General features: G+C 37.6%; 24 protein-coding genes. 10 read left to right on the top strand and 14 right to left on the bottom strand.

What is annotated here, in order from left to right:
• Positions 1-49: 49 nt before the first annotated feature.
• The 4 genes from yihA to H1R81_RS10245 all read right to left on the bottom strand — a co-directional run bounded on the left by yihA (position 50) and on the right by H1R81_RS10245 (position 5,900).
• A complete protein-coding gene (yihA, locus tag H1R81_RS10230) occupies positions 50-652 on the bottom strand; it encodes a ribosome biogenesis GTP-binding protein YihA/YsxC (protein WP_181840610.1) in 603 nt (200 codons plus the stop codon).
• 163 nt (positions 653-815) lie between these two features.
• Positions 816-2,585 carry a signal peptide peptidase SppA gene (sppA, locus tag H1R81_RS10235; RefSeq protein ID WP_181840611.1) on the bottom strand — a complete coding sequence of 590 codons (1,770 nt, stop codon included), beginning with the start codon at positions 2,583-2,585 and terminating at the stop codon, positions 816-818.
• Positions 2,586-2,846: 261 nt separating this feature from the next.
• Positions 2,847-4,244 carry a rhodanese-like domain-containing protein gene (locus H1R81_RS10240; protein WP_181840612.1) on the bottom strand — a complete coding sequence of 466 codons (1,398 nt, stop codon included), beginning with the start codon at positions 4,242-4,244 and terminating at the stop codon, positions 2,847-2,849.
• Positions 4,245-4,406: 162 nt separating this feature from the next.
• On the bottom strand, positions 4,407-5,900 hold the full coding sequence (locus tag H1R81_RS10245; RefSeq protein ID WP_181840613.1) for a GH3 auxin-responsive promoter family protein: 1,494 nt from the start codon (positions 5,898-5,900) through the stop codon (positions 4,407-4,409).
• A gap of 957 nt (positions 5,901-6,857) precedes the next feature.
• Between H1R81_RS10245 and H1R81_RS27615 the strand changes: the two genes are divergently transcribed.
• The 6 genes from H1R81_RS27615 (at position 6,858) to H1R81_RS10270 (ending at position 12,970) form a co-directional block, all read left to right on the top strand.
• Positions 6,858-6,986 carry a hypothetical protein gene (locus H1R81_RS27615; protein ID WP_255463072.1) on the top strand — a complete coding sequence of 43 codons (129 nt, stop codon included), beginning with the start codon at positions 6,858-6,860 and terminating at the stop codon, positions 6,984-6,986.
• A 347-nt stretch (positions 6,987-7,333) separates the two neighbouring features.
• Complete coding sequence (locus H1R81_RS10250) at positions 7,334-8,365, top strand: rod shape-determining protein (protein WP_101728069.1); 1,032 nt, start codon at positions 7,334-7,336, stop codon at positions 8,363-8,365.
• A 77-nt stretch (positions 8,366-8,442) separates the two neighbouring features.
• On the top strand, positions 8,443-9,306 hold the full coding sequence (gene mreC, locus H1R81_RS10255; RefSeq protein WP_181840614.1) for a rod shape-determining protein MreC: 864 nt from the start codon (positions 8,443-8,445) through the stop codon (positions 9,304-9,306).
• A 72-nt stretch (positions 9,307-9,378) separates the two neighbouring features.
• On the top strand, positions 9,379-9,885 hold the full coding sequence (locus H1R81_RS10260; protein WP_181840615.1) for a hypothetical protein: 507 nt from the start codon (positions 9,379-9,381) through the stop codon (positions 9,883-9,885).
• A 58-nt stretch (positions 9,886-9,943) separates the two neighbouring features.
• Entirely contained in the window at positions 9,944-11,140 is a 1,197-nt protein-coding gene (locus H1R81_RS10265) for a serine hydrolase (RefSeq protein ID WP_181840616.1), read from the top strand.
• Between the two features lie 57 nt (positions 11,141-11,197).
• Positions 11,198-12,970, top strand: a complete 1,773-nt coding sequence (locus H1R81_RS10270; RefSeq protein WP_181840617.1) for a MutS-related protein — start codon at positions 11,198-11,200, stop codon at positions 12,968-12,970.
• A 2-nt stretch (positions 12,971-12,972) separates the two neighbouring features.
• On the opposite strand, the gene H1R81_RS10275 is transcribed toward H1R81_RS10270, so the two are convergent.
• Positions 12,973-13,707 carry a polyprenol monophosphomannose synthase gene (locus H1R81_RS10275; RefSeq protein ID WP_181840618.1) on the bottom strand — a complete coding sequence of 245 codons (735 nt, stop codon included), beginning with the start codon at positions 13,705-13,707 and terminating at the stop codon, positions 12,973-12,975.
• Positions 13,708-13,730: 23 nt separating this feature from the next.
• Positions 13,731-14,096 (bottom strand): DUF4296 domain-containing protein, encoded by a 366-nt coding sequence (locus H1R81_RS10280; RefSeq protein WP_181840619.1) that lies wholly within the window; start codon positions 14,094-14,096, stop codon positions 13,731-13,733.
• Between the two features lie 112 nt (positions 14,097-14,208).
• On the opposite strand from H1R81_RS10280, the gene H1R81_RS10285 reads away from it, so the two are divergent.
• From H1R81_RS10285 to H1R81_RS10295, 3 genes are all read left to right on the top strand, one after another.
• Entirely contained in the window at positions 14,209-15,072 is an 864-nt protein-coding gene (locus tag H1R81_RS10285; protein ID WP_181840620.1) for a DUF58 domain-containing protein, read from the top strand.
• Positions 15,073-15,076: 4 nt separating this feature from the next.
• On the top strand, positions 15,077-15,997 hold the full coding sequence (locus tag H1R81_RS10290) for a hypothetical protein (protein WP_181840621.1): 921 nt from the start codon (positions 15,077-15,079) through the stop codon (positions 15,995-15,997).
• 61 nt (positions 15,998-16,058) lie between these two features.
• Positions 16,059-16,691: an acetyltransferase gene (locus H1R81_RS10295; protein WP_181840622.1), complete on the top strand. Its 633-nt coding sequence runs from the start codon at positions 16,059-16,061 to the stop codon at positions 16,689-16,691.
• 9 nt (positions 16,692-16,700) lie between these two features.
• On the opposite strand, the gene H1R81_RS10300 is transcribed toward H1R81_RS10295, so the two are convergent.
• The 8 genes from H1R81_RS10300 to H1R81_RS10335 form a co-directional block, all read right to left on the bottom strand.
• A complete protein-coding gene (locus H1R81_RS10300; RefSeq protein ID WP_181840623.1) occupies positions 16,701-17,315 on the bottom strand; it encodes a DUF1684 domain-containing protein in 615 nt (204 codons plus the stop codon).
• Between the two features lie 17 nt (positions 17,316-17,332).
• Positions 17,333-18,562: an MFS transporter gene (locus H1R81_RS10305; RefSeq protein ID WP_181840624.1), complete on the bottom strand. Its 1,230-nt coding sequence runs from the start codon at positions 18,560-18,562 to the stop codon at positions 17,333-17,335.
• A 55-nt stretch (positions 18,563-18,617) separates the two neighbouring features.
• The gene (locus H1R81_RS10310; RefSeq protein WP_181840625.1) at positions 18,618-19,415 is read right to left on the bottom strand and encodes an SDR family NAD(P)-dependent oxidoreductase; all 798 of its coding nucleotides are present in this window, start codon (positions 19,413-19,415) and stop codon (positions 18,618-18,620) included.
• Between the two features lie 203 nt (positions 19,416-19,618).
• The gene (locus tag H1R81_RS10315) at positions 19,619-20,389 is read right to left on the bottom strand and encodes a ThuA domain-containing protein (RefSeq protein WP_181840626.1); all 771 of its coding nucleotides are present in this window, start codon (positions 20,387-20,389) and stop codon (positions 19,619-19,621) included.
• Positions 20,390-20,564: 175 nt separating this feature from the next.
• Positions 20,565-21,743: an acetyl-CoA C-acyltransferase gene (locus H1R81_RS10320; RefSeq protein ID WP_181840627.1), complete on the bottom strand. Its 1,179-nt coding sequence runs from the start codon at positions 21,741-21,743 to the stop codon at positions 20,565-20,567.
• Positions 21,744-21,819: 76 nt separating this feature from the next.
• Positions 21,820-24,228, bottom strand: coding sequence for a 3-hydroxyacyl-CoA dehydrogenase/enoyl-CoA hydratase family protein (locus tag H1R81_RS10325; RefSeq protein ID WP_181840628.1), 2,409 nt, complete (start codon positions 24,226-24,228; stop codon positions 21,820-21,822).
• A gap of 96 nt (positions 24,229-24,324) precedes the next feature.
• Positions 24,325-25,026 (bottom strand): VIT family protein, encoded by a 702-nt coding sequence (locus H1R81_RS10330; RefSeq protein WP_181840629.1) that lies wholly within the window; start codon positions 25,024-25,026, stop codon positions 24,325-24,327.
• Between the two features lie 202 nt (positions 25,027-25,228).
• Entirely contained in the window at positions 25,229-25,717 is a 489-nt protein-coding gene (locus tag H1R81_RS10335) for a DUF4442 domain-containing protein (RefSeq protein ID WP_181840630.1), read from the bottom strand.
• Positions 25,718-26,037: 320 nt separating this feature from the next.
• Here H1R81_RS10335 and H1R81_RS10340 point away from each other — a divergent pair, with 320 nt between their 5' ends.
• On the top strand, positions 26,038-26,889 hold the full coding sequence (locus H1R81_RS10340; RefSeq protein ID WP_181840631.1) for a cupin-like domain-containing protein: 852 nt from the start codon (positions 26,038-26,040) through the stop codon (positions 26,887-26,889).
• Position 26,890: the final 1 nt, after the last annotated feature.

The raw sequence follows: 26,890 nt of genomic DNA on the forward strand, positions 1-26,890 counted from the left end.
AGCTGATAGCTTTGCTAATCAACGATTCATTCAGGTGCAAAATTATAAATTATTTTTTAAAAGACTGGTTTAAGTCTTCTATTGCTTTCAATAATTCTTCACGGCCTATCCGTTTTTCAGAAGAAGTTACAAAATAAGGTGGAATCTTGCTCCAGGTCATCAGCATCGTTTTTTTAAACAAATCAATATTTTGATCGGCAGTTACTTTGCCAACTTTATCGGCTTTTGTAAAAATCAGATAAAAAGGGATACCTTTTTCACCTAAAGCATCTATAAAGTTCAAGTCAACAGTCTGGGGCTCTATTCTGATGTCAATCAGCACAAATACACACATCAGATTTTCTCTGTTCGTCAGATAATCCCAAATCATTTTATCCCATTTTGCACGCTCGGCTTTAGGAGCTTTAGCAAAACCATAACCAGGTAAATCGACCAGAAACCAATTGTTATTAATAATAAAGTGGTTAATCAATTGCGTTTTACCGGGTGTTTGTGAGGTTTTGGCCAGGTTCTTATTAGCAGTAAGCATATTAATCAAAGAAGATTTACCCACATTTGACCTGCCTATAAAGGCATATTCGGGCAGCAAAGGCTTTGGGCTTTTACGGTGATCGGAGGCACTTTGAACAAATTTTGCTTCGGTGAGTTTCATGCTATTTTCAAATTTCAGACAATCCTTAAAGATTGCATTTTTCTTCTTTTATAACCAGTTGCTATAAACTTAAGAAGAGAGAATAAAGCACAAAGGTAGTACTTTTTTCTCTCTTCTTAAGGTTTTATTCTATGGGCTCATGTTTCGCCCAATCATTAGGTTATTATTTTATTTCCAGTTCAAACGGTATTCTGGCTTGTAATTTGTCCATACTCTGAAGCGTTTTTATCTGCTTGGCAAAAGGAGCAAGACTACCTAAATATGCCCTCATTTTTTCCTCTTCTTTATCTTTACTAAATTTATCCAGAATAGCATCAAGGCCGGATTTTTCGATAGGGTAATACTTAACTCTGTAGTCACCATCTTTTAATTTCGCTTTTTGGGCAGCAATACTGATGGCATCATCCAGGCCACCTAATACATCAACCAAACCATTTGCTTTGGCTTGTGTGCCTGTCCAGACTCTTCCTCCTGCAATGGCTTTTAATTGTTCTATATTCATTCGACGGCCTTTCGCAGCTTTCGATGTGAAAGATTCATACCCATTATTAACACTGTTCTGTATCATCATTTTTTCAGCATTGCTCATGGTTCTGGTTGTTGATGGGAAGTCAGAGAATTGATGCGAGCCCACAGCATCGAAAGTAACACCCAGTTTCTGGGTCATCAGGTTTTCAATGTTAAAAATCATTCCGAAAATACCAATAGACCCTGTAATAGTAGTCGGGCGAGCTACAATTGTATCGCAAGCCATTGCCATATAATATCCACCTGAAGCCGCATAATCTCCCATTGAAGCAATAACAGGTTTTACTTTTTTTGTCAGTTCAACTTCTCTCCACATTACATCAGATGCCAATGAACTACCACCACCTGAGTTTATTCTTAATACTACAGCTTTTACTTTAGGGTCGTTTCTGGCTTTTTGTAATTCTTTTACGATTTTATCTGAACCAATAGTCCCTTCATTGCCTTCACCTGTTACAATATCACCTTCGCCTACAATCACGGCAATTTTTTTAGAAAGACTACCTTCTTTTACATATTTGTCGGCTTTCAGGTACTTATGAAGCGTAACATATTCAATTTTTTTATCTTTTTTTACACCTAATTCATGGCGAAGTGCCTGTTCAAATTCGTCCCAATATCCAGTATTGGTAATCAATTTATATTTTACGGCGTCAGCAGGTTCCTGAATCAAGGCACTATTCAGAATAGTGTTCAGGTTGGTCATCGGTATATTTCTTGCCTGTGAAATATCGCCATAGAAGCGTGCGGCAATATCATTGATAAATGATTGTGTTTGCTCACGGTTGGCCTCACTCATATTTGTTCTGAAAAACGGCTCAACCGCACTTTTGTATTCACCTACTCTGAAAATTTCCGGTTTTACCCCGATCTTTTCAAACAAGCCTTTCATGAATATGTATTTCGCATTTAAGCCATTGAAGTCTAAACCACCACTTGGCGTTAAATAACTTTTATCTGCTACTGAACTCAGATAAACCGCTCCTTCTGACATGACTTCCGCATAAGAATACACAAACTTTTTAGATTTCTTGAAGTCTTCTAAGTAACTTCTTATTTCTTCTAAAGTGGCAAAACCTGCAGTCGGATATTCAGCGTGTAAATAAATACCCTTGATGTTGGGATCAAGCTTGGCATTAGCAATTGCTTCTTTGATCTGCGGTAGTCCCAGACGACCTGGACCCCGGCCACCCGAAAAAAGTTCAGTAAACGGGTCTTCCTGCGGAATATTTTCTGTAATTACTTGATTAAGGTCTATTTTAAGAACAGAGTTTTTTGATACAAAGGTTTTTTCATCAGCACTTGACATCATTGAGCCAATACCCACTAAAATAAAAAAACAAACTACCATGAATACAAAGAGCCCGACAATTGTCGCAAAGACATATTTCAAAAATTGTAACATAATTTATAAAACGGTATAGTTAATTAGAGTTTTCACGTGATACAACGTTTGTAAAACCAGTTTAGGAACAAAAGACGTACAATAGTTTGACAATTAGACTTACGCACAAGAATCCAGAACGGTTTAACATACAAAAGTATATGTACATACAGTAAAATACGTCAATATTATGATAAATGGCAGAAGTTTTAGCTAAGAGGAAATTTGAGAGGATAAGGTAAAAAGGCACTTATATCGAAGCCCGATCTAAGTGCCTGATTTTTAGTTTGCAGAGACTAATTCAGAAGTCGGTAATTCTTGTTTGATAGCACCAATACCACCTTCTACATTCACTACATTATCAAAACCTCTTGATTTAAGAATAGAAGCTGCAATCATGGAGCGATAGCCACCGGCGCAATGTATATAATTCGTATCATGCTTTGAAAATTCTTCCATATTTTCGCTGATATAAGCCAGAGGTATATTATCAGCATTAACTAAATGTTCTGTTTCGTACTCACTACTTTTACGAACGTCCTTTACTGTAACATCTCCTCCTTCTATATATATATTACGAAATTCTTGTGGAGTAATAGATTCAATACTATCAGTTTCTTTCCCTGCTTCTTTCCACCCCTTAATACCTCCGGCCAGATAACCTAAAATATTGTCATAACCTACTCTTGATAAACGGGTGATTACTTCTGTTTCCAGGCCTGCTTCAGCCACAAAAAGAATGGGTTGCTGAATATCGGTTATCAAGGTACCTACCCACGGAGCAAAGTCTCCTTTCAGGCCAATATTAATACTATTCGGTATGAAAGCATCTTTAAAGTCTGCTGCCTGGCGGGTGTCTAAAATAATAGCTCCGGTTTCATTGGCTGCTGCCTCAAAGGCTTCTGGTGAAAGTGCCTGCAAGCCGGACTCCATCACCGTTTCTAAATTGGCAGAGCCTGTTTTATTTAACTGAACGTTTTTTGGGAAGTAGTAAGGTGGAGGTGTTAACCCGTCAGTTACGGCATTGATAAAGTCTTCCTTACTTTGTTCCTGCAAGGCATAGTTTACCTGTTTCTGATGCCCCAAAGAATCAAAAGTTTCTTTGCTCATATTCTTCCCACAAGCCGAGCCTGCTCCATGGGCTGGATAAACAATGATATGGTCAGGCAAGGGAAGTATTTGATTTCTTAAAGAATCATATAAATACCCTGCTAAATCCTCTACGGTCAGATCTGATTTCTGGGCGAGGTCCGGGCGGCCAACGTCACCAATAAACAGCGTGTCTCCTGTGAAAATACAGTATTCTTTACCATGTTCATCGAATAACAAATAGCATGACGACTCCATCGTATGGCCGGGCGTATGCAAAACTTTGATCCTGATTTTACCTACTTCAAATACCTGTCCATCGGTAGCAATAATGCTCTCAAAAGCTGGGTTCGCATTTGGGCCATAAACAATAGGAGCGTTGGTTTTTTGTGATAGTTCTACATGACCAGACACAAAATCAGCATGGAAATGGGTCTCAAAAATGTATTTAATGGTTGCGCCGTTTCTTTGTGCCTTATTAATGTAAGTGTTTGTTTCTCTTAAAGGATCAATGATGGCAGCCTCTCCGTCTGATTCAATATAATAGGCTCCTTGTGCCAGACAGCCTGTGTAGATTTGTTCGACTTTCATGTTTGCTGATGTAACGTTCGTTGGTTTTCCAACGTGAAATTAGAAAAAAATGTTCATCTATGCGTTTGATATAGACGATAAATAAACATGATTCCGGTCATATTTTTACTCAGTGAAACTCTGTGCTGTACTTCGAGTCACTATGTGGTTAAATTTTAAATGCTATACCATCTTTCCCAATTCATCAGCAATTTTCCGGTCATTAGATAAACGAGGAACTTTGTTTTGCCCACCTAATTTTCCTTGTGAGCGCATATAGTTGATAAAAGCATCTCTTTTCAATGAAGTAATGACTAACGGTCTGAGGATACTACCCGTAATGAGATCATCGTAGTAGACATTCAGTTCAATCATTTTTTTATCCAGATCTTCAGCAAATTCTGTCATGTTTTTCGGAGGCGTAGCAAATTCAATCAGCCATTCATGGTAGGGCAGCCCTTCATCCGGAGATACCATTGGTGCTACGGTAAATTCTATAATCTCAACCTCTGAATGGCGTTCACATGCAAATTTCATTGCTTTTTCTACCTCTTCACCAATCACGTGTTCACCAAAAGCTGAAATGAAATGTTTGATTCTACCCGAAACAATTACTTTATAAGGGTTTAGAGAAACAAACTTTACAGTATCTCCAATCGAATACCCCCATAGCCCAGCATTATTATTAATTACCAAAGCATAATTCTTATCCATTTCTACTTGCTCAATACTCAAGCGGGTGGGGTTTTCACTGAAATATTCTTCGGCCGGGATAAATTCGTAGAAGATTCCGGTATTTAATAGCAGCAACATACCCGAATCATGCTGTTTGTTCTGATAGGCAAAAAAACCTTCAGAAGCAGGATATAACTCTATAGAATCAACTGGTTTACCGATAGATTCAAACAATTTAGCCCGATAAGGCTCAAAGTTTACTCCACCATATACAAACAAATCGAAAGTCGGAAATACATCTTTTATCTTTTTACCTGTACGAGCCTGAATTCTGTCGAAATACATCTGAACCCAGGGTGGAATACCCGAAATAAGGCTCATGGGCTGATTAATAGTTTCGTCAATGATTTTCTCCAGTTTTTCTTCCCAGTCTTCTATACAATTGGTGGCATAAGAGGGCATCCTGTTACTTTGCAGATAAGCCGGAACATGGTGAGTAGAAATACCAGACAGACGGCCGATTTTTATACCATGTTTTTCTTTCATTTCAGGGCTGCCTGACAGAAAAATCAGTTTATTATCTAAGAATTTAGATTTACCTGTCTCATGGATATAACTGAGCAATGCATTTTTGGCCGAGTCAATATGATTATGGATAGAATCTTTAGAGATAGGAATATATTTTGTGCCAGAAGTAGTGCCGGAGGTTTTGGCAAAGTACAGGGGTTTACCTGGCCAGAGTATGTTTTCTTCCCCTTCTAAAATCTGATTTACATAGTGCCTGAGGTCTTCATAATCACGAACAGGAACAGCCTGTTTGTAATCTTCATAAGACTGTATATCCTTAAAATGGTGGTCTTTGCCAAAGGTAGTATTACCTGCTTGCTCAACGAGTTTCTGTCTCCATTCAGCTTGTACCTGCGTTGAGCGGGCAATCCATTTTTCTTGTTGGGCAACTATATAAGCCGCCAGAGGTTTACTGATTATTGAACGAATTCCCATAATGAGGCAAATATAGGATTTTAGAATAAAATTTGTTTAAAATCCTGTTATTAGATTATTGATATGACTTGTTGGGTGAAATTAAAAATATATTATCCCTACGGGATACCAATGTTCAAATACCGTATTTCTCCTACTGATATATCGTCCCTACGGGACTAAAGATATCCCGTAGGGATGTTATATTGGTAGGAAAAGTAGGCGATTTTAGGAGTAAAGTCCTGTAAGGACGATATATTAAAGCCTCTAAATCTATTTCACCCAACGAGTTATTGATATGATAAATTTAAACCAATCAATAAAAAACAATAAACGTATGTAATCCTTCATTTCCAATAGTTGCTCTGTCAAAATCTGTTAAGGTAATTAACGAAGCATTCATCAATATAAAATAAAAGCACGTATAGATCAGGTAACTGAAGGAACAAAGAATAAAATAAACTTTTAAGCTAAAAATGATGTATCAAGTCGATACTGGAGTTCTGACGATGTTTTTAGAGGAATTTTTGAAAGCTGTTTATCAAACATAAATCTATGTGAACCTATTTTATTTAAAGACAACTAAAACCACACTAAAGCGGCTGCTAAATCTTTTCCACCAGTTCAATTTTACCAAAAAACTACCGAAATTCTTTGAAAACAAAATCCTATATCAGAAATTTATAAGATACAAATTTATATTAAAACTATTGCCATGAAGTGATCTATAAAAAGGTATTCCAAAGCCCGTTAAAAGAGCGATTGGCTATACTTGGTTAACAATTTTTTCGGATTACATCAGGGTATCAGCCAATAAAAACGAAACCGGAAAAGGTTACCAATATGGTGGGAACCTTTTTGGAAGAAGGCAGCACCGGAAGCCTGTTTAAAAGAGTGATTGGATATAAATATTAACAGTTTTTTCGGAGTGCGTCAGGGTATCAGCCAATAAAAACGAAACCAGAAAAGGTTACCAATATGGTGGGAACCTTTTTAGAAGAGGGCAGCACCGGAAGCCTGTTTAAAAGAGTAATTGGATTTATTACCTTATTTAAGCTATCCTGGGATGCACAACCTACCATAACCGCAGCAATTGAGATTCCTTGAATCTTAAGAGGTGATTTTGTAATAGTTAAATCAAAAATATTAAAACAAGTTCGCAGCATTTTGCAATGCTGCTCAAACAAATAAAAACAGAATTTGTTAATACAATTATGCAAATTTACAATCAAAACTAAAGCATTACGTGGCAGTCCTGATGATTCACAAATTTTAAATTCTTTTAAAAATTCAAAAAAAACCTTTCAAAGTAGAATAGAAGAAGATTCCACCGAATTTATTTATACTATTCGACCAATTAAAAAGTAAAAAATTTATTTTTCACAAAACTTTGCAAATAATAATTGTAAATTTGCGGGCAAATTTAAAAAACTCATTAACTCATAAAGCTCGATATGGCTGGATTGTTTAACTTTCTCACGAGTGACATCGCGATTGACCTGGGTACAGCAAATACCCTTATTATCTACAAAGACCAGATTGTGGTAGATGAACCTTCTATTATTGCTTTGGACAAAATTACCGGAAAAGTGTTGGCGATAGGACACAAAGCAATGCAAATGCATGAAAAAACAAATGAAAATATAAAAACTATCCGCCCTCTTAAAGATGGAGTAATTGCCGACTTTACCGCTGCCGAATTAATGATTCGCGGAATGATAAAAATGATTGAAACTGGTCGTAACTGGTTTTTCTCACCATCACACCGCATGGTAGTTTGTATTCCTTCTGGTATTACAGAGGTAGAAAAACGTGCGGTTAAGGATTCCTGCGAACACGCAGGTGCGAAAGAAGTGTATATGGTGCATGAGCCCATTGCAGCAGCTATCGGAATTGGTATTGATATTGAGCAGCCAAACGGATCAATGATTGCTGATATTGGCGGTGGTACTACTGAGATTGCGGTTATTGCCCTTTCAGGCATTGTGTGTGAGGCATCTATCCGTATTGCAGGCGATTTGTTTACAAGAGACATCGTAGACTACATGCGTCGCGAGCATAATTTGTTAATCGGTGAGCGTTCAGCAGAGTTTATTAAAATTCAGGTAGGAGCAGCTTTACCTGATTTAGATAACCCTCCGGCTGATATTGAAATCCGTGGCCGTGACCTGATGACTGGTATCCCTAAAGAAATTAAAGTAACATATAGCGAAATTGCTTACGCTTTAGATAAATCTATCTCTAAAATTGAAGAGGCTATCATGCGTGCATTGGAAATGTCTCCACCGGAGCTTTCAGCTGATATATACGAAAACGGTATTTATCTGACAGGTGGTGGAGCCTTGTTGCATGGCTTAGACAAACGTTTGGCTATCAAAACGAAACTTCCTATTCATGTAGCCGATGATCCGCTTCGTGCAGTAGTACGTGGTACTGGCGAAGTTTTGAAAAACATAGAGAAATACAGAGCTGTTATTGTTCAGTAGATTTAATAAGCTTCAAACTATGGGTTACCAGTTGTCTCAGACAACTGGTAATCCATAGTTTCAATCCATAAAGACTTATGTCGCAACTCTTCCGTTTAATATTTCGGATACGAAATTTCCTGTTGTTTGTGATTTTAGAATTGATTAGTTTCTGGTTAATAGTCAAGAATGACTATTACTGGGAAGTGTCGTTTTTTAATACCTCAAACTATTACGCCGCAAAAACCCTCGAAGCTTCCAATTATGTGAAGGGCTACATGAACTTAGGAAATGTAAACGACCAGTTGGTAAAAGAAAATGCTGAATTGAAAAGGGCAGTAACTGCTATGCAACAAGTGAAAGGCCGGGAGGGAGATTACTATAAAGTAGACTCGGCCTTTGCACAAAGATTTGAATTCAAAGTGGCCAAGGTTGTAAATAATACAGTTAATTTATCAAAAAACTACCTGACTATAGATAAGGGTAAATTAGATGGTATTGAACCTGGAATGGGAGTCATTTGTCCACAAGGGGTAGTTGGGCAGGTAATGCAATGTTCTGATCACTTCTCCCGAGTATATTCTATTCTTCATGCCGAGTTCAATGTTTCGAGCGAAGTAAGGAATCAGGCTTTACGTTTAAAAAATGAAAAGGCTCTGGGAATTGCAAAATGGGGAGGGCTAAACCCAAGAGTAATAGATTTAACGACTATAGACAGATTTAAGCCAATTAAACAAGGCGATTCTGTGATGACTTCTGAGCAAAACGTGATTTTTCCATCAGGAACAATGGTTGGTAAAATACGTAAACTAAGTGCAAAACAAGACCAGGCTTTTTATGAGATTGAGGTTGAGTTAGCAACCGATTTTCAGAATATTTCCTATGTCTACGTAGTAAACAATAAATTGAAAAACGAACAGGAAAAGCTCGAAGAAAGTACTAAAGTTGAAGTAAAAAAATAATATTTCAGATCAAACCATAGATAGAATGTGTATCAACTACATATGCTATTTTAATCATACCCCGGGCTATAAATGAATTCGCAAACAGTCATACGGTTAGTAGTTACTTTTTTTATATATTTATTATTACAAATTGTGGTGCTTCGCAATTTTGTGTTTTTTGATGTGGCTTTTTGCTTCGTTTACATTGCCTGTATCTTATTATTACCTGACGAGATTCCGCCTGTATGGGTTATCCTGATAAGTTTTCTTACGGGGCTACTTGTTGATATTTTCTATAATACCGCGGGGGTACATGCCTCAGCAAGTGTATTGATTGGTTATTTAAGAGGATACATCATAAAATTCCTTTTCCCGACAAAAGGTATTGAAAATGAAATCGTTATATCTCTAAAGGACATGGGTGCCGAACGCTTTGTCAGGTATGTTGCAATTCTGACATTGATACATCATTCAACCTTGTTTTTTGTGGAAGCAGGCGGTTTTGCTTTCTTTCTTATTACGATTCTGAAAATCATTTGTAGTGTTGTTTTCACTTCTTTTATGATTATTATATTGCAGTACGTAAGAGGAAATTAATGTTGGTATAGAACGATTTTTTAAATCGTATATTTATCTTATTTATCGGGTTTTAAAAATGCGTTTCTATTTATATATTTTTGTTTTCTTCTATTGTATTTCCAATTTTTCATGCCAAAACAAAACTGCTGAAAATACTAACGCTTCGGGTGCTGTTATAGATAGTGCTGCCTTAAAAAGAAAAGAAGCCAAAATCAGAAAAGATATTAAAGCTGACATAAAAGCAGCTTTAATTGAGGAAGTAATGCAGAAGAAACTGGCGCAAGGTTTTAACGGCAATGTGCTGATTGCTCAGAAAGATGTAATTGTCTATCAAAAAGCCTTTGGATTTGCCAATTTTAAGGATACTATCCGCAATGTATTGCAATCTAAATTTCAGTTAGCTTCATTGTCTAAGACCTTTACGGCTGTAGCTGTAATGAAACTGACCGAACAAGGCAAACTTGGTTTAGATAATACTGTAAAAGACTATTTTCCTGATTTCCCATATGATGGTGTTACAGTCCGCAGTCTGCTTTGCCACCGCTCAGGCTTACCGTTTTATCAATACACTTTTGATAAGCTGGTCAGGGGAGAGCAACTCTATCCGACTAATCAGCAAATGATGCAATGGTTTGGCAAAGCCCAGCCTACGCCACCAATATTTAACCTGCCCGACCACTTCTTCAGTTATAATAATACCAACTTTGCTATTTTAGCTGCCTTGGTTGAGAAAGTCTCGGGGAAGTCATTTGATGTTTATATGCGTGAAAATATCTTTTTGCCTGCAGGAATGAAAGACTCATACATTGCCACTACAAAAAATGACTCTATTAATATTAATCGCACGTATGGCTATCAGTTCGGGCAACGGTTGCCAAAAGATTATTATGATGATATAACAGGAGATAAGGGGGTTTATTCAACAGTAAAAGATTTGCTCAAATATTATATAGCACTAAAGAATAATAAACTCATTACCAAGGAGTCATTTAAAGAAATGGTATTACCACGTAGCTTTGAACATCCGGGTTTGCGTAATTATGGTTATGGATTCAGATTATGGGTAAATGCCAAACAACAAACCGACTACATTTATCATACAGGCTGGTGGAAAGGCTACAACACTATCATGTTTTTTGACCTCCGTGAAGACTTTGTAATTATTCTCCTGAGCAATCGTTACAACCGCTCAGTATATAATATCAAAGAAATAGTAGATATTATGCATGGCGGCAAACAATCGAGTGTAGAAGAAAATATTCTTGATGAATAGAACTTTTTGGCTGACAGCAATTATTAACTAAACAGAGAAAACCTGCAAAACAAAATTATGAGCTATCAGCATATTGCGAGCAATGCTACTGTATTTATAAAAAAGAATAAATCCACCGCTAATCAGATTTCCTATTTACGGCTTTTCTTAGCTATGCTTGAGGCTTACATCCTGTTTATTATTATCAGAGATGGCTCTTCTAATTGGTTAGCTATCGGGGCTGTGATAGTGCTGTCTGCTTTCTTCTTTTTTGTTAATTATCATCAGAAGATTCTCGAAAAAATTCAATATCATGAGTCAATATTAAAGGTTTGTGAAAAAGAGATACTCGCTACACAGGGTATCCACAACCAATTCGATAATGGGAAATTGTACGAAGATAAAACGCATTTTTTCTCTTACGATTTAGATGTCTTCGGTAATCATTCTATTTTTCAGTTACTAAACAGAAGCATTACTAAATCGGGAAGTGATGCTTTAGCAAATCGCTTAAAATCACCTTTTCTGAGTAAAGAAGCAATTGAGTCAAGGCAAGCAGCAATCGAGGAATTGAGTAATAAAATTGATTGGAGAGTAGATTTTTTAGCCACAGGAAATTTGTTAGAAAAAGACGAAGCCAAATATCAGCAATTACTCAAATGGCTCAAAAGTACTGATATTGATCTAATGGGTAAATTTAGATTTTTATTATGGCTGGTACCTGCTATAAATGCGATCATCTTAGGCACATGGATATTGGATGTGATTTCTTTTAAAGTATGGTTATTGACTTTGATTCTGCAATCGGTCTTCTCGTTTGTTAATCGTAAGCAGTTAAATTCTTTATACCTGAATATCAGTAAGAATACAACAAATCTGCAAAGATATATTCAATTGTTTCAGCTCATAGAAAAAGAGGATTTCAAAGCACCCATATTGAAAAGCTGGAAAGATGCTTTGGCTACACCATCTTATATTTCTAATGCCATAAAAAAATTAGCTACCATATCAGCTTATTTTGCTATTAGAAATAGCTTTTTTGCGCCTGTCCTGAATGCCTTTTTCTTATGGGATTATCAATGTGCTCATCGGTTTGAAGCCTGGAAAAGACAACATAACGAAGCCTTATTGCAGGCCTTTACAGTATTGCATGAATGGGAGGTATTAGTTGGTATTGCCTGTTATGATTTTGCCAATGATACTTATACAGTTCCTGAGGTTTCAGATACTGTGGTTCTTGATGCATCGCAATTAGGACACCCTTTGCTCAAGAAAGGAAAGAGTGTAAACAATAATTTTAAAATAAATGAAGGTGAACAGTTATTTATAGTAACAGGAGCTAATATGGCAGGCAAAAGCACTTTCCTTCGGGCAGTTGGCTCAAACTTTATATTAGCGATGATTGGTGCAAGAGTACGCGCGGAGAGGTTTGTATTTAAGCCGATTCAGGTCTATACCTGTATGCGTATTACCGATTCGATAGATGAAGGAGAGTCTTATTTCCATGCTGAACTGCTGCGTTTGCAACAGGTAGTAAAAATGCTTGAAACAGGCAAAGAGATATTTGTAATATTAGATGAGTTGCTAAAGGGTACAAATTCTAAAGATAAGCTGCAAGGCTCTGAATTGTTTTTAGCAAAACTGACTCAATATAAAACGGTCTTTGGTATGATTGCTACCCATGATTTAGACCTGACTGACATGGCAACAAAACACCCTCAAAAGATTAAGAATATATGCTTTGAAATTGTCATTGCCGATGACAAAATGACTTTCGATTATAAACTACGTGAAGGTGTTACCCAAAATATGAATGCACTGTTTCTGATGAAGCAAATGGGAATTGTATAGTTTTATCTTTTAAAACTCTTGAACCAACTCCAGATTTTCATCATTACAACCCCTAAAACGGCTTCTCTGAAAATCTTGGTCGACATCTTTGACACGCCTTTGGTACGGTCTGTAAAGATGATAGGTACTTCGGTAATATTAAATTTATAAAGAAAAGCATTGAACTTCATTTCTATCTGAAAGGCATAGCCAACGAATACAATTTTGTCAAGTGGAATAGTTTTTAATACCTCCTTGCGGTAGCAGATGAACCCGGCAGTAGGATCCATGATTTTCATGCCTGTGATAAATCTTACATACACTCCGGCAAAATAAGACATCAATACCCGCCCCATAGGCCAATTGACAACATTCACCCCCTTTATATACCGTGAACCTACAGCTACATCAAAACCATTTATTTTACAGGCTTTATACAGCCTTACCAAATCTTCAGGATTGTGTGAGAAATCGGCATCCATTTCATAAATAAACTCATACCCTTGTTCTATTGCCCATTTGAAACCATAAATATACGCTGTACCTAAACCTAACTTACCACTACGTTCTATCAGATGCAGTTCGTTTGGATACTCAGCTTGTAGTTCTTTTACTTTGAGTGCTGTTCCATCAGGAGAGCCATCATCTAAAATCAGAACATCAAAATTTTCATCCAGATGCATCACTTTTCTGATAATAGCTTCAATGTTCTCAATTTCGTTGTATGTCGGTATAATAACAAGGTTCTCTTTAGACATCTGTTCAGGATTCTTTATGGATTTCAGTCTGTTTTAATTTGTTTGTTCTTTTTCTTTTCATCTAAAATATTGAGGGTCTCGTCATAAACTTTTACCATCAATTCGGGGTTTTGTACATAAAACCGGTAACTCGCCTTATAATGGGCAGTATCAACTTTATATTTAGCCATAATTCTGCGTTCATATTCTAAATATAGCACTCGGGTGGAATCATAAACCTGAAAACTCAATCTGTTTACTTTTGCCTCTGTTAAATGAATATCTGCCAGAATCTTCGCCATTGTATTTATGTCAATTACATTATCCGGTGGGGTAGGATCTGCTATACAAGAAATAAGTGTTGAAATAATGGCTAAATGCAAGAATATTTTTTTTGTCAGTATTTTCACTTTATCTTCGTTTTCAGATTAAAGAACAAATTACGGAAAAAAATAAGAGATTGAATAAGTTAAAGTTTGTTAATCTCGTTAAAAAATTCAGGACAATAATTAGTAAAAGATAGTGGTAGAAGATATAATCTCTAAACTCAATAAGTACGAAATAAAAATCCGTAAGGCTGTGGACTCACAGATGCACGGAAACTTTCGTTCAGTTTTTAAAGGCTCTGGTCTGGAGTTTAGCGACTTACGTACCTATCAATACGGTGATGATGTGCGAACCATTGACTGGATTACAACTGCCAAAGGCCATGGCGCATATGTGAAGATTTTCAAAGAAGAAAAAGAACAAACAGTCTTTTTTATGTTAGATGTGAGTGCTTCTCAGGAAGTTGGGAACAATGGACAATTAAAGTTAGATACTGCTAAGGAGATATGCGGAGTTTTGTCATTATCAGCCATTAAGGAAGCCGGGCACGTGGGTTTATATTGTTTTTCAGACCAGAAGGAGTTGTATTTTAAACCAGCCAATGGGTTAAAACATGGGTATGAAATTATATTGAGTTTGTTTAAAATGAAGCCATTGTCACAACAAACCAATATTCCTGATGCTATAGGTTTTGCACTCAATATCCTGAAACGCCGTAGTGTTGTGTTTTTGATTTCTGACTTTTTGGATAAAGACTACGAGCATAACCTGAAAGCCCTGGCAAGAAAGCATGATTTAGTAGTGATTCATATCTATGACCAAAGAGAGATAAGCCTGCCAAGTTTAGGCATTATTCCGGTCTTGGATAAAGAAAGTAAGCGTACAGTCTGGCTCAATACCTCATCTCCTACTTTCAAGAAAGAAATGAAAGATATATTTGAAAATAATCAGGAAAGATTAGAAAAACTCTGTAAACAGCACAATGCTAACTATCTGGCCATTGATTCAAGAGAAGATTATGTCTCAAAACTTATACAATTGTTCAGAGTCAGAAAGTAACCCAATGCCATACAGCCGATACTTCAGAATCAATTCTTTTGCTGCTATTCGTATATGGTATAGTGGAGTGATAGTTTTTTGCCTGATACTCTCGCATACCTATGCTCAAAAACCAGTCGGGAGATTTTTAACCGATAGCGTTGAATTAGGCCGACCTTTCGATTATGCCCTGAGTTATTATCATTCTCCTGCTGATGAACTGTTCTTTCCGGATACCTCTTATAATTTTTATCCTTTTGAAATGGTCCGCCGGAACTACTTCACAACCATCACTAATAAAAACCGAAGCCTCGATAGCGTAGTTTATACCCTGGTTACTTTTGATATTACTAAAACACAAAAATTTAATCTGCCTGTTTATGTATTGGGTAAACGGGATTGTACTACTGTATTTGCTGATTTAGACTCTGTTTTTCTCAAGGAGATGATAAAAACAAGTGCAGACTCACTGAAACTCAAAATTGATACGAAACTGATGCCTTTAGAGCAGCAGGTAAACTATCCGAAAATTATTGGATATTTATTAGGAGTAATAGGCGTATTAGGGCTGATTTATGCCTTTTTTGGTAGAAGAATCGAAAAACAGTATCGCCTTTTTCTGTTTGGTCGGAAACATAAAGATTTTGTAAGTAATTACAGGAAAATTATTCGTGGTACACTTGATAGTAGTAATATAGGAAAGGCTTTGGTCATGTGGAAAGAACATTTAGAATGGTTAGAAAATCGTCCTTATACATCTTATACAAGTAAGGAAATCATTAATCGACTACCGAGCGAATCGTTAGAAGAATCATTGCATGATGTAGATACTGCTATTTATGGGGGTATTCTTTCTACGCATATGCCTATTGCTATGAACGTTTTATTAGATAAGGCTGTTGAATTATATCGGAAACGCCGGGCAGAATTAGCGATTAATTCATAAGTTAAAAACAGCGTGATTGATAACTCATCAAAACACTCATTCAGTAAAAGAAAATTTAGAAATGCAGAACCCCGTATTGATTTTTGGAGCAGGTACGCTTGGCAAAGTTGCCCTGGATATTTTTAATCGTAACAATGTATTGGTATATGGTTTTTTAGATGATGATAAAAAACTGCACAATACTGAGATAGGAGAAATAGTAGTATTAGGTGAAACTGATGATGATGGTTTGCTGAAAATTATCGGACAAAAAACAGAGGCTTTTATAGCAATAAGTAATACCAAAGTAAAAAAGAAAATTGTGGAGATTCTGAACCAGCGCCGTCATGTAATGCCTGTAAACGCCATTCATGACCGTTCGGTAGTTTCAGAAACCGCCATAATCGGGCATGGGAATTTATTGATGGCTAATGCCACAATTAATCCATTCGCAAAAATGGGCAATCACTGCATTGTTCAGTCAGGAGCATTAGTAGATACAGAAACTAAAGTATCAGACTTTGTAACTATTGCTTCCGGTGCTCAGATAAACGCAGGAGCAGAAATTGCTGAAGGAGCTTTTATAGGCTCAGGTGCTGTGATTGTGGCAGGTATGAAAGTAGGTAAAAATGCCCGCATAGGTGCAGGCTCTGTGGTAATTGAAGACATACCCGATAACGTTACGGTTTTTGGGAATCCTGCCAAAAAGATTTAGTAAAGGCTATTAATATTTTTTGGCATAATTCATTTCTCCGGCTTCAATAGCTATTTGTAGATGATTTTCTCGTGGTGGTATCGGGCAACTATAGCCTGCGCCAAATGCGCAGTAAGGGTTATAAGCCTTATTGAAATCTAAAATGATTTTATCGTTCTCGAGTTGTTTCATACGCAAGTCAATGTAACGCCCACCACCATAAGTTTCTTTTCCGTTCGTTAAATCCTTAAACGGAATAAAAAGGTAATCGCGGTACTGTGGTATTCTTTGCAAATCAGGTGATCGGTAAACAGCTAACTTGTAGGTTTTGCCATCTAACTGGAAACTTAACTCTCCGAATTTGGCATATGTTTTAGTCTCGCCTGAAGTGGTTGGAATTTGAAAAGGCCTTCCTCCAGTGGTAGCTGTAAACTGGCATTCTATCTTAAATTTTTCATTGGGTTCATAAAAACGAAGATACTGCAAATCTTCTTCCTTTAAAGGTGAAAACTTCGATTTCAGAAATTCAGCTTTGTATTCTTCTCTGAATATCTTTATTTCTGTTTTGAAATCCTGAGCAAAGGCATTTAAAGATAATAGTAATAATGTAAATGCACAGGCAAATAGATTGTTTATCCGTAGCATGGTCTTAAAAGGTTTAACTATGAAACATTTACAGGATTTTCATTGATAACAATTGGCTGTGGAATTGGTTTCACCGTACGGGCAATAAAAATGCTGAGAAAAATCATGGTAATGGCAAAATAACCTACCCACGCATAGTTCTCAATATAACCCGAGGTAGTTTTATGGATTATAAAACCACCAATATTAGCAGCCATTGCTTGGGCAAAAAGTTGTAGAGACGAGTTGATGGCCATAAAGCTTCCTCTTTGCTGTGGAGCTACTACATTAGAAATCATGGCCTGTGTGGGAATCATACGGCCATTTGAGAAAATAAAAAAGATACCTGCAACAAATAACACTGCCCACACTGCCCCGGAAAACATATTGGTAATAAGATAAATCGGAATTAACGACAAAAATGCAAATATCACAAAAATAGGGTATTTGCCTTTTTTATCGGCTAATTTACCGACCATAGGTGCTGAGAAGATAGTAAATAAACCACCTACTAAATAAATCAGAAATATATTATTCTGACTAAAACCGACATTTGCAACTAAGGTAGGAGCTATATAAGGAATAATACTGAAATGCCCCAACATAATAGTAGTTGAAAGCCATAAAGCCCTTAATTGATTAGGATTTTGCAGGATATTAGTAATAACCGTCAAAGGGTTTGGTTTTTCCAGATTATTCTTCAGATGTTTGTCAATAGGAGGCACATATTTGATTATCAGAAAAATAACAATAAGCCCCAAGCCGCCTATCACTAAAAAAGGTGTATGCCAACCTGATTGATTAGCTAAAAATAAACCTGCCGGAATACCCACAACTGAAGCTATGGAAAAAGCAGTGGTGATAAAACCCATAGCTGTGGCTCTACGTTGGTAATCGAAAGTATCGGCAACGATTGACATGACCTGTGCACCAATCAAACCACCGAAAATTCCGGCTATCACACGTGCTAAAATCAAAAATTGATGAGTAGGGGCGAAAGCACAGGCAAAAGTACCTATTACAAAGCCTATATAGGCAAAGAGTACAACTTTTTTGCGGTCGTAATTATCTACAAAAAAAGCAGCTAAAAATCCTGAAATTCCGGCACTCATGCCATAGGCAGAGACAATGAACCCAAAATGTCGGGGCGTAATATTGAAAATTTGCATGAGTTGAGGCCCCAGAGGCATCATAATCATGAAATCAACTATATGTGTAAAGTTGATGCAGGCAAGTATAAAGAGTAATAATTTTTCTTTTGAACTCATCACATAAAATCTTCGGAGTATATGTTTCCAACGAAAATATATGTGTCGTAGTTCACTATTTATTACTATTTGCGAGCTGGCTATCCATGCTATTCACCGGAATCTTTCCTTGAACACTCCAGCCTCCATCTACAAAGAATAATTGCCCTGAAACATAGCTTGAATCATCAGAAGCCAGGAATAATGCGGGGCCAACCATTTCTTCTGGCTCTCCAGTACGTCCCATTGGTACTACGCCACCCCAGTTGGTTCTATAATTAGGGTCTTCTTTCAGATTGCGCTCTACATTAATAGGGCCGGGGCCAAAAGTATTCACACGGATATTATAAGGAGCTAATTCAACAGCCATTTGCTCTGCCATTGCATGAATACCACCTTTGCTGGTAGAATAGGTAATCAGGTTTTTTACACTCAAAGCAGCACAGATAGTTGAAATATTAATAATGCTTCCACCGCCATTCGTACGCATAATTTTGGCGGCCTCGATAGAACAGAATAATGTACCTTTCAGGTTAACGCCCATTACTGTATCAAAAACGACTTCATCGGTTTCAAAGAAATCGCTCCAGCCTGTAATACCTGCATTATTGACTAATACATCAAGTTTATGGTATTTCTCAGTAATCTTTGCAAACATCTCTCTGATTTCTGAAACCTTTGAAATATCAGCATATATCACTTCCGATTGCCTTCCCAGGGCTCTGATTTTAGCCACTACTTCTTCTGCATAATTTGCTCCTGCTACTTCGTTAATAATGACATCGGCACCCTCCCGGGCGAATCCTAATGCAATGGCCTCGCCAATCCCACGTCCGGCACCTGTAATAAGGGCAATTTTATTTTTTAATCGCATGGTTGAATAGAATATTGAAAACCAAAAGTAATAAAAAAAATTGTGGCGCGAACGTCTCGTTCGCAGTGAATACAGGCATTTGGAAGAAAGCTATTTATAATGGAAATAATTTTCTACTAATACCTCCTAATAAATTAGTCTTCCGTTTTTCAATGCCCATTGCGAACGAGACGCGACCGTCGCCCGGTTCGCGCCACAAAACTTTACAACCCTTTCCCGGTAGCAGCCCAATAAATAGCACCAAACAAATGGTCAAGGAAGAGCGAATCGCTGAAATTTTGTGGTACGTGTCCCATGGCAGTATAGAATGCTCTACCGCCGTCGTAGTTATGATACCATGAAATAGGGTGGAAGCCCATGCCTTTCCCTTCATTATCTCCCCATTTTACAACCGGATTGTAGGTTTTCTCATCAATAGAAATTAAGAAATGTAGATCTTTTGACTTGGCAGCACTGAACTCATACCATTCATCAGTCCATAAAAGTTTAGCAGGAAAACGTTCCATACCCGGAAAATTTTTGTCTTCTACTTTGAGATAGGCAGTCTGGATAGTCGGGTGAATCTTGAACATCATACCCACCATTTTGGTATACCATTCCCAGTCATATTCAGTATCGCTGGCACTATGAATACCTACATAACCTTTACCCGATTGAATAAATTTTTCAAAGGCTGTTTGTTGCTCTGGGGTCAGGATATTTCCGGTTGTGTTTAGAAAAATTACGGCTTCGTAATTAGCCAGATCTTTTTCATTGAAAACCGAAGCGTTCTCCTGCCAGCTAACCGAAAAGAATTGTCTTTCAGCCATAGCCTTGATAGCCGTTACTCCTTCGTTGATAGATTCGTGGTGGAAGCCGTCAGTCTTACTGAATAAAAGTACTCTGAATTGTTTTCTTTGGGCAAAAGAAGAGGAAGAAAAGCAAAGTACGAATACAAGCATTAGTAATGCTTTAGGAGTGAGTAGTAGTTTCATTGTTTAATAATTTAGGTAGATTGAATATTTCGTGTCAAATAAACACTTATTAATTTAACAAATGTATTGTTTTGTCTTAAATCAACCAATAAAAGAGGGGAGATTAAAAATCATCTCCCGACAATTTTAATCTCCCCTCAATAAATTATATCTGCTATATCTGAAGTAAGGCCTCTTAATTCAGGAATTCATATATACCTGCCACACCTTGTCCGCCACCTACGCAGGCAGTTACCATACCGTATTTCTTATTCTGACGGCGAAGCTCGTTCAGCACCTGAACTGATAATCTGCCTCCGGTTGAACCCAAGGCATGCCCTAAAGCAATTGCGCCACCGTTCGGGTTAATTTTGTTCATATCTAAACCTAATTCTTTGATAACAGCTAATGATTGTGCAGCAAAGGCTTCATTCAATTCGATTACATCAATATCATCCTGTTTCAAGCCTGCCTGTTTTAATGCTACCGGAATAGCTGCTACAGGGCCGATACCCATAATACGAGGTTCAACCCCTGCCGAGGCGTAGGCCATCATGCGAGCAATGGGTTTCAAGCCTAATTCATTCACCATTTTCTCTGACATCACAATCACGAAAGCGGCACCATCTGAAGTTTGTGAAGAGTTACCTGCTGTTACACTCCCGTCCATCGTGAATACAGGTTTTAGTTTGGCCAATGCTTCTAAGCTTGTATCAGCGCGTGGGCCTTCGTCTTTTGTAACAGTGTATTCTTTGGTTTTCTTTTTGCCCGAATTCTGGTCAAAGAATGTTTCCTGCACTTTAATCGGCACAATTTCTTCATCAAATTTGCCTTCTGCCTGTGCAGCTAAAGCTTTTTTGTGAGAATTGTAGGAAAACAAGTCTTGTTCTTCACGACTGATACCGAATTGCTGGGCTACCTGTTCGGCAGTTAAACCCATACCAATATAATAATCAGGATGTGTAGATGCCAGATTATAGTTTAAGGCTGTTTTCCAACCCATTGTTGGCACTAATGACATCGATTCTGTACCACCAGCCACAATACAATCGGCCATTCCGGCATGGATTTTAGCGGCTGCCATTGCAATTGTTTCTACACCTGAACCACAATAGCGGTTTACGGTTACACCCGGTACGGTTTTGCCCAATGCTAATAACGAGATGTAACGTGCCATTTGCATGCCCTGCTCTGCTTCCGGTACGGCGTTTCCTACGATTACGTCCTCTACACGGGCAGGGTCTAAATTTGGAACGCTTGCCATCAGATGTTTGATAACCTCTGCCGCTAAATCATCAGGGCGGGTAAAACGGAATACTCCTTTAGGTGCTTTGCCGACTGCACTACGGTAGCCAGCGACTATATATGCATTCATGTTCTGCTATTTTTATCTTAACCCTTAGAAAGTTTTAACTTAAGAAGAGCGAATGTGTTTTAATAATATAACAATATTAATTTCTTGGGGGTTTCCCACCGCTTAATAGTCCTTGCATACGCTCCAATGTTTTCTTTTCACCTGTCAAAGAAAGGAAAGCCTCTCTTTCAAGGTCTAAAAGATACTGCTCTGAAACATTCTGCGGATAACTTAAATCACCACCACAAATCACATAAGCTAATTTATCAGCAATTTTAGCATCATGTTCAGTAATATATCTACCCATGAGCATACCCGTAATACCCGCTTTGAAAAGCGCAATCCCGGTTTTACCTTGAACCTTAATATCTGTGCGTTGCTTAGGCTGAGTGTATCCATCTTCGGCCAGTTTGATAGCTTCTTCTTTTGCTTCAGCAATCAGACGACTACGGTTCAGCACGATTCTGTCTTTATCCGGTTTCAGATAATTCATGTCAAACGCCTCTTGTGCTGAGGTAGAAACTTTAGCCTGAGCAATGTTCATAAAGGCAGACTGTAGAATATTTAATTCAGTATCACCGGTATGATACATATCCGAGCAACGAACAGCCATTTCTTTTGTTCCACCACCGGCAGGAATCAGACCAACACCTAATTCAACTAATCCCATATAAGTTTCGGCATGAGCCAGCACTCTGTCAGCATGTAGATTCAACTCACAACCACCGCCTAAGGCCAGACTATGAACGGCTGTTACAACAGGTATAGAAGAGTATCTGGCACGCATCATCGTTTGCTGGAATTGCGCAATCATCATATTGATTTCGTCATACTCCTGCTCAATGGCAAACATGAACAGCATAGCTAAATTTGCTCCTGCTGAGAATGCTTCATTTGAATCATTTCCTACTACCAAACCTCTGAAATCTTTTTCTGCAACGGCATAGGCTTTGTTTAGCCCTTCCACCACTTCTGCGCCGAAAGTATTCATTTTTGAGTGGAACTCTACTCCAGCAATGCCATCACCTAAATCGAAAATGGTAGAACCCGCATTTTTCCAGATAACGTTTGTCTGGCGAAGATTATCCAGAATAATAAACGACTCTGTGCCCGGAATTACTTTGTATGATTTACTTGGAATATCATAGTATTTCTTTTTACCTCCCTCGACTTTATAGAAAGTTTCGTTACCTGCTTCTAACATTTCATATACCCATGCAGCAGGTTTCATATTCAGGTCTTCCATGATTTTGAGCATCGGTTTTACACCAATGGCATCCCATGTTTCAAAAAGACCCAATTCCCAACCAAAGCCCGCACAAATGGCTGAATCTATTCTATATAATTCGTCAGATATTTCAGGAATACGATTGGTTGAATAGCGGAAGAAATCGGCAAAGGTTTTTCTGTAGAATTCACCTGCATTGTCTTTTCCGGCTAAAAGCACCGAGAATCGTTTCTTCAAATCGTCAATGCTTTTGGTGGTTTCGAGCGTAGCAAATTTTACTTTTTGCGATGGTTTATATTCAAAAGTTTTCAGGTCTAAAGCCAGAATAACCGTCTGACCTTTTTCGTCTTTGGTTTTTTTATAGAAGCCTTGTCCGGTCTTATCACCCAGCCACTTGTTTTCCATCAGTTTCACCATAACCGGCGGCAATTGGAAAGCATCTTTCGACTCATCATTCTCTAAAACCTTTGATAAATTATTACATACATTCACAGTTGTATCCAGACCCACCACATCAGACAAACGGAAAGTGCCTGATTTCGGACGGCCAACAACAGGGCCGGTCAATTTATCTACTTCTTCAACCGTCAAGCCCATTTCTTCTGCTACTCTAATGGTTTGTACCATTGCATAGATACCCAGGCGGTTGGCAATAAAAGCCGGTGTATCTTTACATAGTACGGTTGTTTTGCCTAAATACAAATCGCCATAATGCATCAGAAAATCAACAATGGCCGGGTCTGTCTGAGGCGTTGGAATAATCTCCAGCAAGCGCAGGTAGCGAGGAGGATTAAAGAAGTGTGTGCCGCAGAAATGTTTCTGAAAATCTTCTGAACGGCCTTCTGCCATCAGATGAATAGGAATACCGGAAGTATTAGAGGTAATCAGAGTACCGGGTTTACGGAACTGCTCTACTTTCTCATAAATCGATTTTTTGATGTCTAATCGCTCAACTACTACCTCAATAATCCAGTCATAATCCTTGATTTTAGGCATATCATCGTCGAAATTACCCAGTTTTACACGAGTAACCGACTGCTGACTAAAAACAGGGGATGGACTGGCTTTAACAGCCGCCATAAACAATTCATTAACGATTCTATTACGTACTGCCGGATGAGTAGTATCAAGGCCTTTGGCTTTCTCCGCATCATTAGGCTCGCGTGGTACCATGTCGAGTAGCAGTACTTCTACTCCAATATTAGCAAAGTGCAAGGCAATACGACTACCCATAATACCCGCACCTAAAACAGTTACTTTTTTTATACTACGATTCATGCTTTAGTTGAATATGATTTTTTAAAAACAGATGGATTATTATATGGTAACAGAAAAATAATTTAACAACAAATAAAAATAGAACAGTTAAAAGAACTAAACATTAACACCAAAAAAGTAGCCTACTAACGCCGAAAGCCCCATAGCAACTGTACCCCAGATCGTAATTCTCATAATGGCTTTCCTGACACTTGAACCACCGGTTTTTGCTGATATTATTCCTAAGATAATTAAAAATAAGATTGTAAACCCGTAAAGCCAATATTCCATTCCGGTCACGGGTGTAAGTAATGTTACTAACAGGGGTAGTATTCCGCCTACAGTAAATGATGTACCCGACGCCAGCGCTGCCTGAAGTGGATTTGCCTGACTAATCTCATTGATACCTAATTCGTCTCTGATGTGAGCCCCTAACGCATCAGCATCTGTTAACTCTTTAGCAACCTGCCAGGCGGTTTCTTTCTTTAAGCCTCTTTTCTCATAGATTTGAGCCAGAATTTGTAGTTCTATTTCAGGCATTTCTTTTAATTCCTGAGCTTCTCTTCTTATATCTGCCTTTTCAATATCGGTCTGCGAACTAACAGAAACATATTCACCGGCTGCCATTGATAGAGCACCGGCAACCAGACCTGCCACTGTAGCTAAAATAATAGGCTCTCTTGTTGAACTTGCGGCAGCTACACCTATTGCAAGACTTGATATAGAAATAATTCCGTCATTTGCACCTAATACAGCAGCTCTCAGCCAGTTACTTTTATGTATATAATGGTTATCTAAATAGTTATCTATTGTTATCATCTTTCGGTTATCTTTAAAATGATGTCCAACTTTATTATTTGAGTTTTACCAACAATTCCTGACTTCTTAAAGTGGTATAAAGTATTCTTTGAATCTTTATAGCCTCTGGTTATAATTTCTTAACTTTTAGATTTTATCTTCAATCTGTTCGAATTTATTGTTTCCTTCCGTTTTAAAGAAATGATTTTTGTATAACCGAAAATTATTTCTTCAGAACCCACGCCCAGTTCATCTCTGCTACAACAACTTCTTCTTCCGTTTCATCAATAATTTTTACAGCTACATTAATATCGCCTTTATCTGTTTCACGAATCTGGCTAATTTGCTGCTCTGTCAGCGTTGCTATGGCTTTTTGTTGGCCTTGACTACGTCTGATAAATTTTACTGAGAGATTTTTCATCAAAGGCAATTTGTTGTCGGGGATATTCATACCCACCACCATCCCAGTAGCAGTTTCAGCCAGAAGGGTAGTAGCCGCAGCATGAATCTGCCCGATATGATTCTGAACTTTAGTTTTGTTGGGAAGTGTAACTACAACCTCACGACACGTCATTTTTTCGAAATGGATACCTGCTGTGCCAACGAATTTAACAAATTTACCGATGGAATAATTAAGTAACCAATTTTGCAGAAAAGCTGGCATTTTCTGAACCTTTGCAAGGTTTCGGTTAAGGTTGTTGTTATATTCCATTAGGATTGAGAGAAAGATATTAGTATCTTTAGATGATTTTTTTACGACCATCTCAGAACTAAATAATAGTATGCAAGCATAATTATCCGACAAAGATACAGGAAACAAAATATTATGCAAGCATACTAATATAAAATTTATTCGCAACAAATTAAGGATAAATAAGGCAATAAAAATTTTGTATTGGTGAGGGTTTTTATGAAACCATTTTTTTGTGGCATTGGTTTTTATTGGTGACACTCAGATATAACACTCTACCATTAGATTATTTTTATTGATTTAATATTATTCGATAAAAATTAAAATCACTATTTGTTTATATGAAACTGATACCCATTGAAAGACGCAGCAACTTAAGTCGAGAAGAGTTCATAGAAAATTATTTGAAACCTAAAAAGCCAGTTATTTTTACTGATTTAGTAAAAGATTGGCCAGCATTAGAGAAGTGGACTTTTGATTGGCTTCGTGAGAAACACGGAAAGATTGAGGTTCCGCTGTTTGATAATAATGTACACGACGCAAAAAATTATTATAAGGCAGCTAAAACGATGCCTTTTGGCGAATACCTGAGTTTAATAGAAAAAGGACCAACCGATTTACGTATTTTCTTATTTGATATTTTTAAGAAAGTGCCTGAACTGGCAGATGATATTCGTTTTCCGACGATTATGGATGGATTTCTGAAAAGTTATAAGTTTATGTTTTTTGGTGGCCAGGATGCCGAGGTAAACCTTCATTATGATATGGATTGTTCGCACGTATTCCTGACACAGTTCCAGACCCGTAAACAAATTATTCTTTTTCCGCAGGAAGAGAGTGTTAACCTGTATCATCATCCATTTACAGTACAAAGTCACGTACACCCTTTAAAACCAGATTTCAACAAATTCCCTGCTTTTGAAAAATCGGTGGGGTATGAAGCAACATTCGGTCATGGCGAAACGGCTTTCATTCCGTCGTTATGGTGGCACTACATTAAGTATGTTGATGGTGGTTTCAGTTTAGCTTTAAGAGCCAATGATTCTATTTTCACTACTGTAAGAGGTGGATGGAACCTTGTGCGTCATACCTTTGTAGATAAGGGGATGGCTAAAATGTGGGGTCCTCAGTGGAAAGAATGGAAAGAAAATAAAGCTCAGGAAAAAGCAAATCAATCGTTACAGGAAGCCTAAA

Origin of the sequence: Emticicia sp. BO119 (assembly GCF_013912375.1) — a bacterium.
Classification (GTDB): domain Bacteria; phylum Bacteroidota; class Bacteroidia; order Cytophagales; family Spirosomataceae; genus Emticicia.

Excerpts from the sequence above, each read along its gene's own strand:
- H1R81_RS10240 (WP_181840612.1), bottom strand. The coding sequence starts at position 4,244 with ATGAAAGTCGAACAAATCTACACAGGCTGTCTGGCACAAGGAGCCTAT.
- H1R81_RS10315 (WP_181840626.1), bottom strand. The coding sequence starts at position 20,389 with ATGAAACTACTACTCACTCCTAAAGCATTACTAATGCTTGTATTCGTA.
- H1R81_RS10340 (WP_181840631.1), top strand. The coding sequence starts at position 26,038 with ATGAAACTGATACCCATTGAAAGACGCAGCAACTTAAGTCGAGAAGAG.
- H1R81_RS10320 (WP_181840627.1), bottom strand. The coding sequence starts at position 21,743 with ATGAATGCATATATAGTCGCTGGCTACCGTAGTGCAGTCGGCAAAGCA.
- mreC (WP_181840614.1), top strand. The coding sequence starts at position 8,443 with ATGTCGCAACTCTTCCGTTTAATATTTCGGATACGAAATTTCCTGTTG.
- H1R81_RS10260 (WP_181840615.1), top strand. The coding sequence starts at position 9,379 with ATGAATTCGCAAACAGTCATACGGTTAGTAGTTACTTTTTTTATATAT.
- H1R81_RS10325 (WP_181840628.1), bottom strand. The coding sequence starts at position 24,228 with ATGAATCGTAGTATAAAAAAAGTAACTGTTTTAGGTGCGGGTATTATG.
- H1R81_RS10305 (WP_181840624.1), bottom strand. The coding sequence starts at position 18,562 with ATGAGTTCAAAAGAAAAATTATTACTCTTTATACTTGCCTGCATCAAC.
- H1R81_RS10275 (WP_181840618.1), bottom strand. The coding sequence starts at position 13,707 with ATGTCTAAAGAGAACCTTGTTATTATACCGACATACAACGAAATTGAG.
- H1R81_RS10300 (WP_181840623.1), bottom strand. The coding sequence starts at position 17,315 with ATGCTACGGATAAACAATCTATTTGCCTGTGCATTTACATTATTACTA.
- H1R81_RS10310 (WP_181840625.1), bottom strand. The coding sequence starts at position 19,415 with ATGCGATTAAAAAATAAAATTGCCCTTATTACAGGTGCCGGACGTGGG.
- H1R81_RS10245 (WP_181840613.1), bottom strand. The coding sequence starts at position 5,900 with ATGGGAATTCGTTCAATAATCAGTAAACCTCTGGCGGCTTATATAGTT.
- H1R81_RS10250 (WP_101728069.1), top strand. The coding sequence starts at position 7,334 with ATGGCTGGATTGTTTAACTTTCTCACGAGTGACATCGCGATTGACCTG.
- sppA (WP_181840611.1), bottom strand. The coding sequence starts at position 2,585 with ATGTTACAATTTTTGAAATATGTCTTTGCGACAATTGTCGGGCTCTTT.
- H1R81_RS10335 (WP_181840630.1), bottom strand. The coding sequence starts at position 25,717 with ATGGAATATAACAACAACCTTAACCGAAACCTTGCAAAGGTTCAGAAA.
- H1R81_RS10290 (WP_181840621.1), top strand. The coding sequence starts at position 15,077 with ATGCCATACAGCCGATACTTCAGAATCAATTCTTTTGCTGCTATTCGT.
- H1R81_RS10295 (WP_181840622.1), top strand. The coding sequence starts at position 16,059 with ATGCAGAACCCCGTATTGATTTTTGGAGCAGGTACGCTTGGCAAAGTT.
- H1R81_RS10270 (WP_181840617.1), top strand. The coding sequence starts at position 11,198 with ATGAGCTATCAGCATATTGCGAGCAATGCTACTGTATTTATAAAAAAG.
- H1R81_RS10330 (WP_181840629.1), bottom strand. The coding sequence starts at position 25,026 with ATGATAACAATAGATAACTATTTAGATAACCATTATATACATAAAAGT.
- H1R81_RS27615 (WP_255463072.1), top strand. The coding sequence starts at position 6,858 with ATGGTGGGAACCTTTTTAGAAGAGGGCAGCACCGGAAGCCTGTTTAAA.
- H1R81_RS10265 (WP_181840616.1), top strand. The coding sequence starts at position 9,944 with ATGCGTTTCTATTTATATATTTTTGTTTTCTTCTATTGTATTTCCAAT.
- yihA (WP_181840610.1), bottom strand. The coding sequence starts at position 652 with ATGAAACTCACCGAAGCAAAATTTGTTCAAAGTGCCTCCGATCACCGT.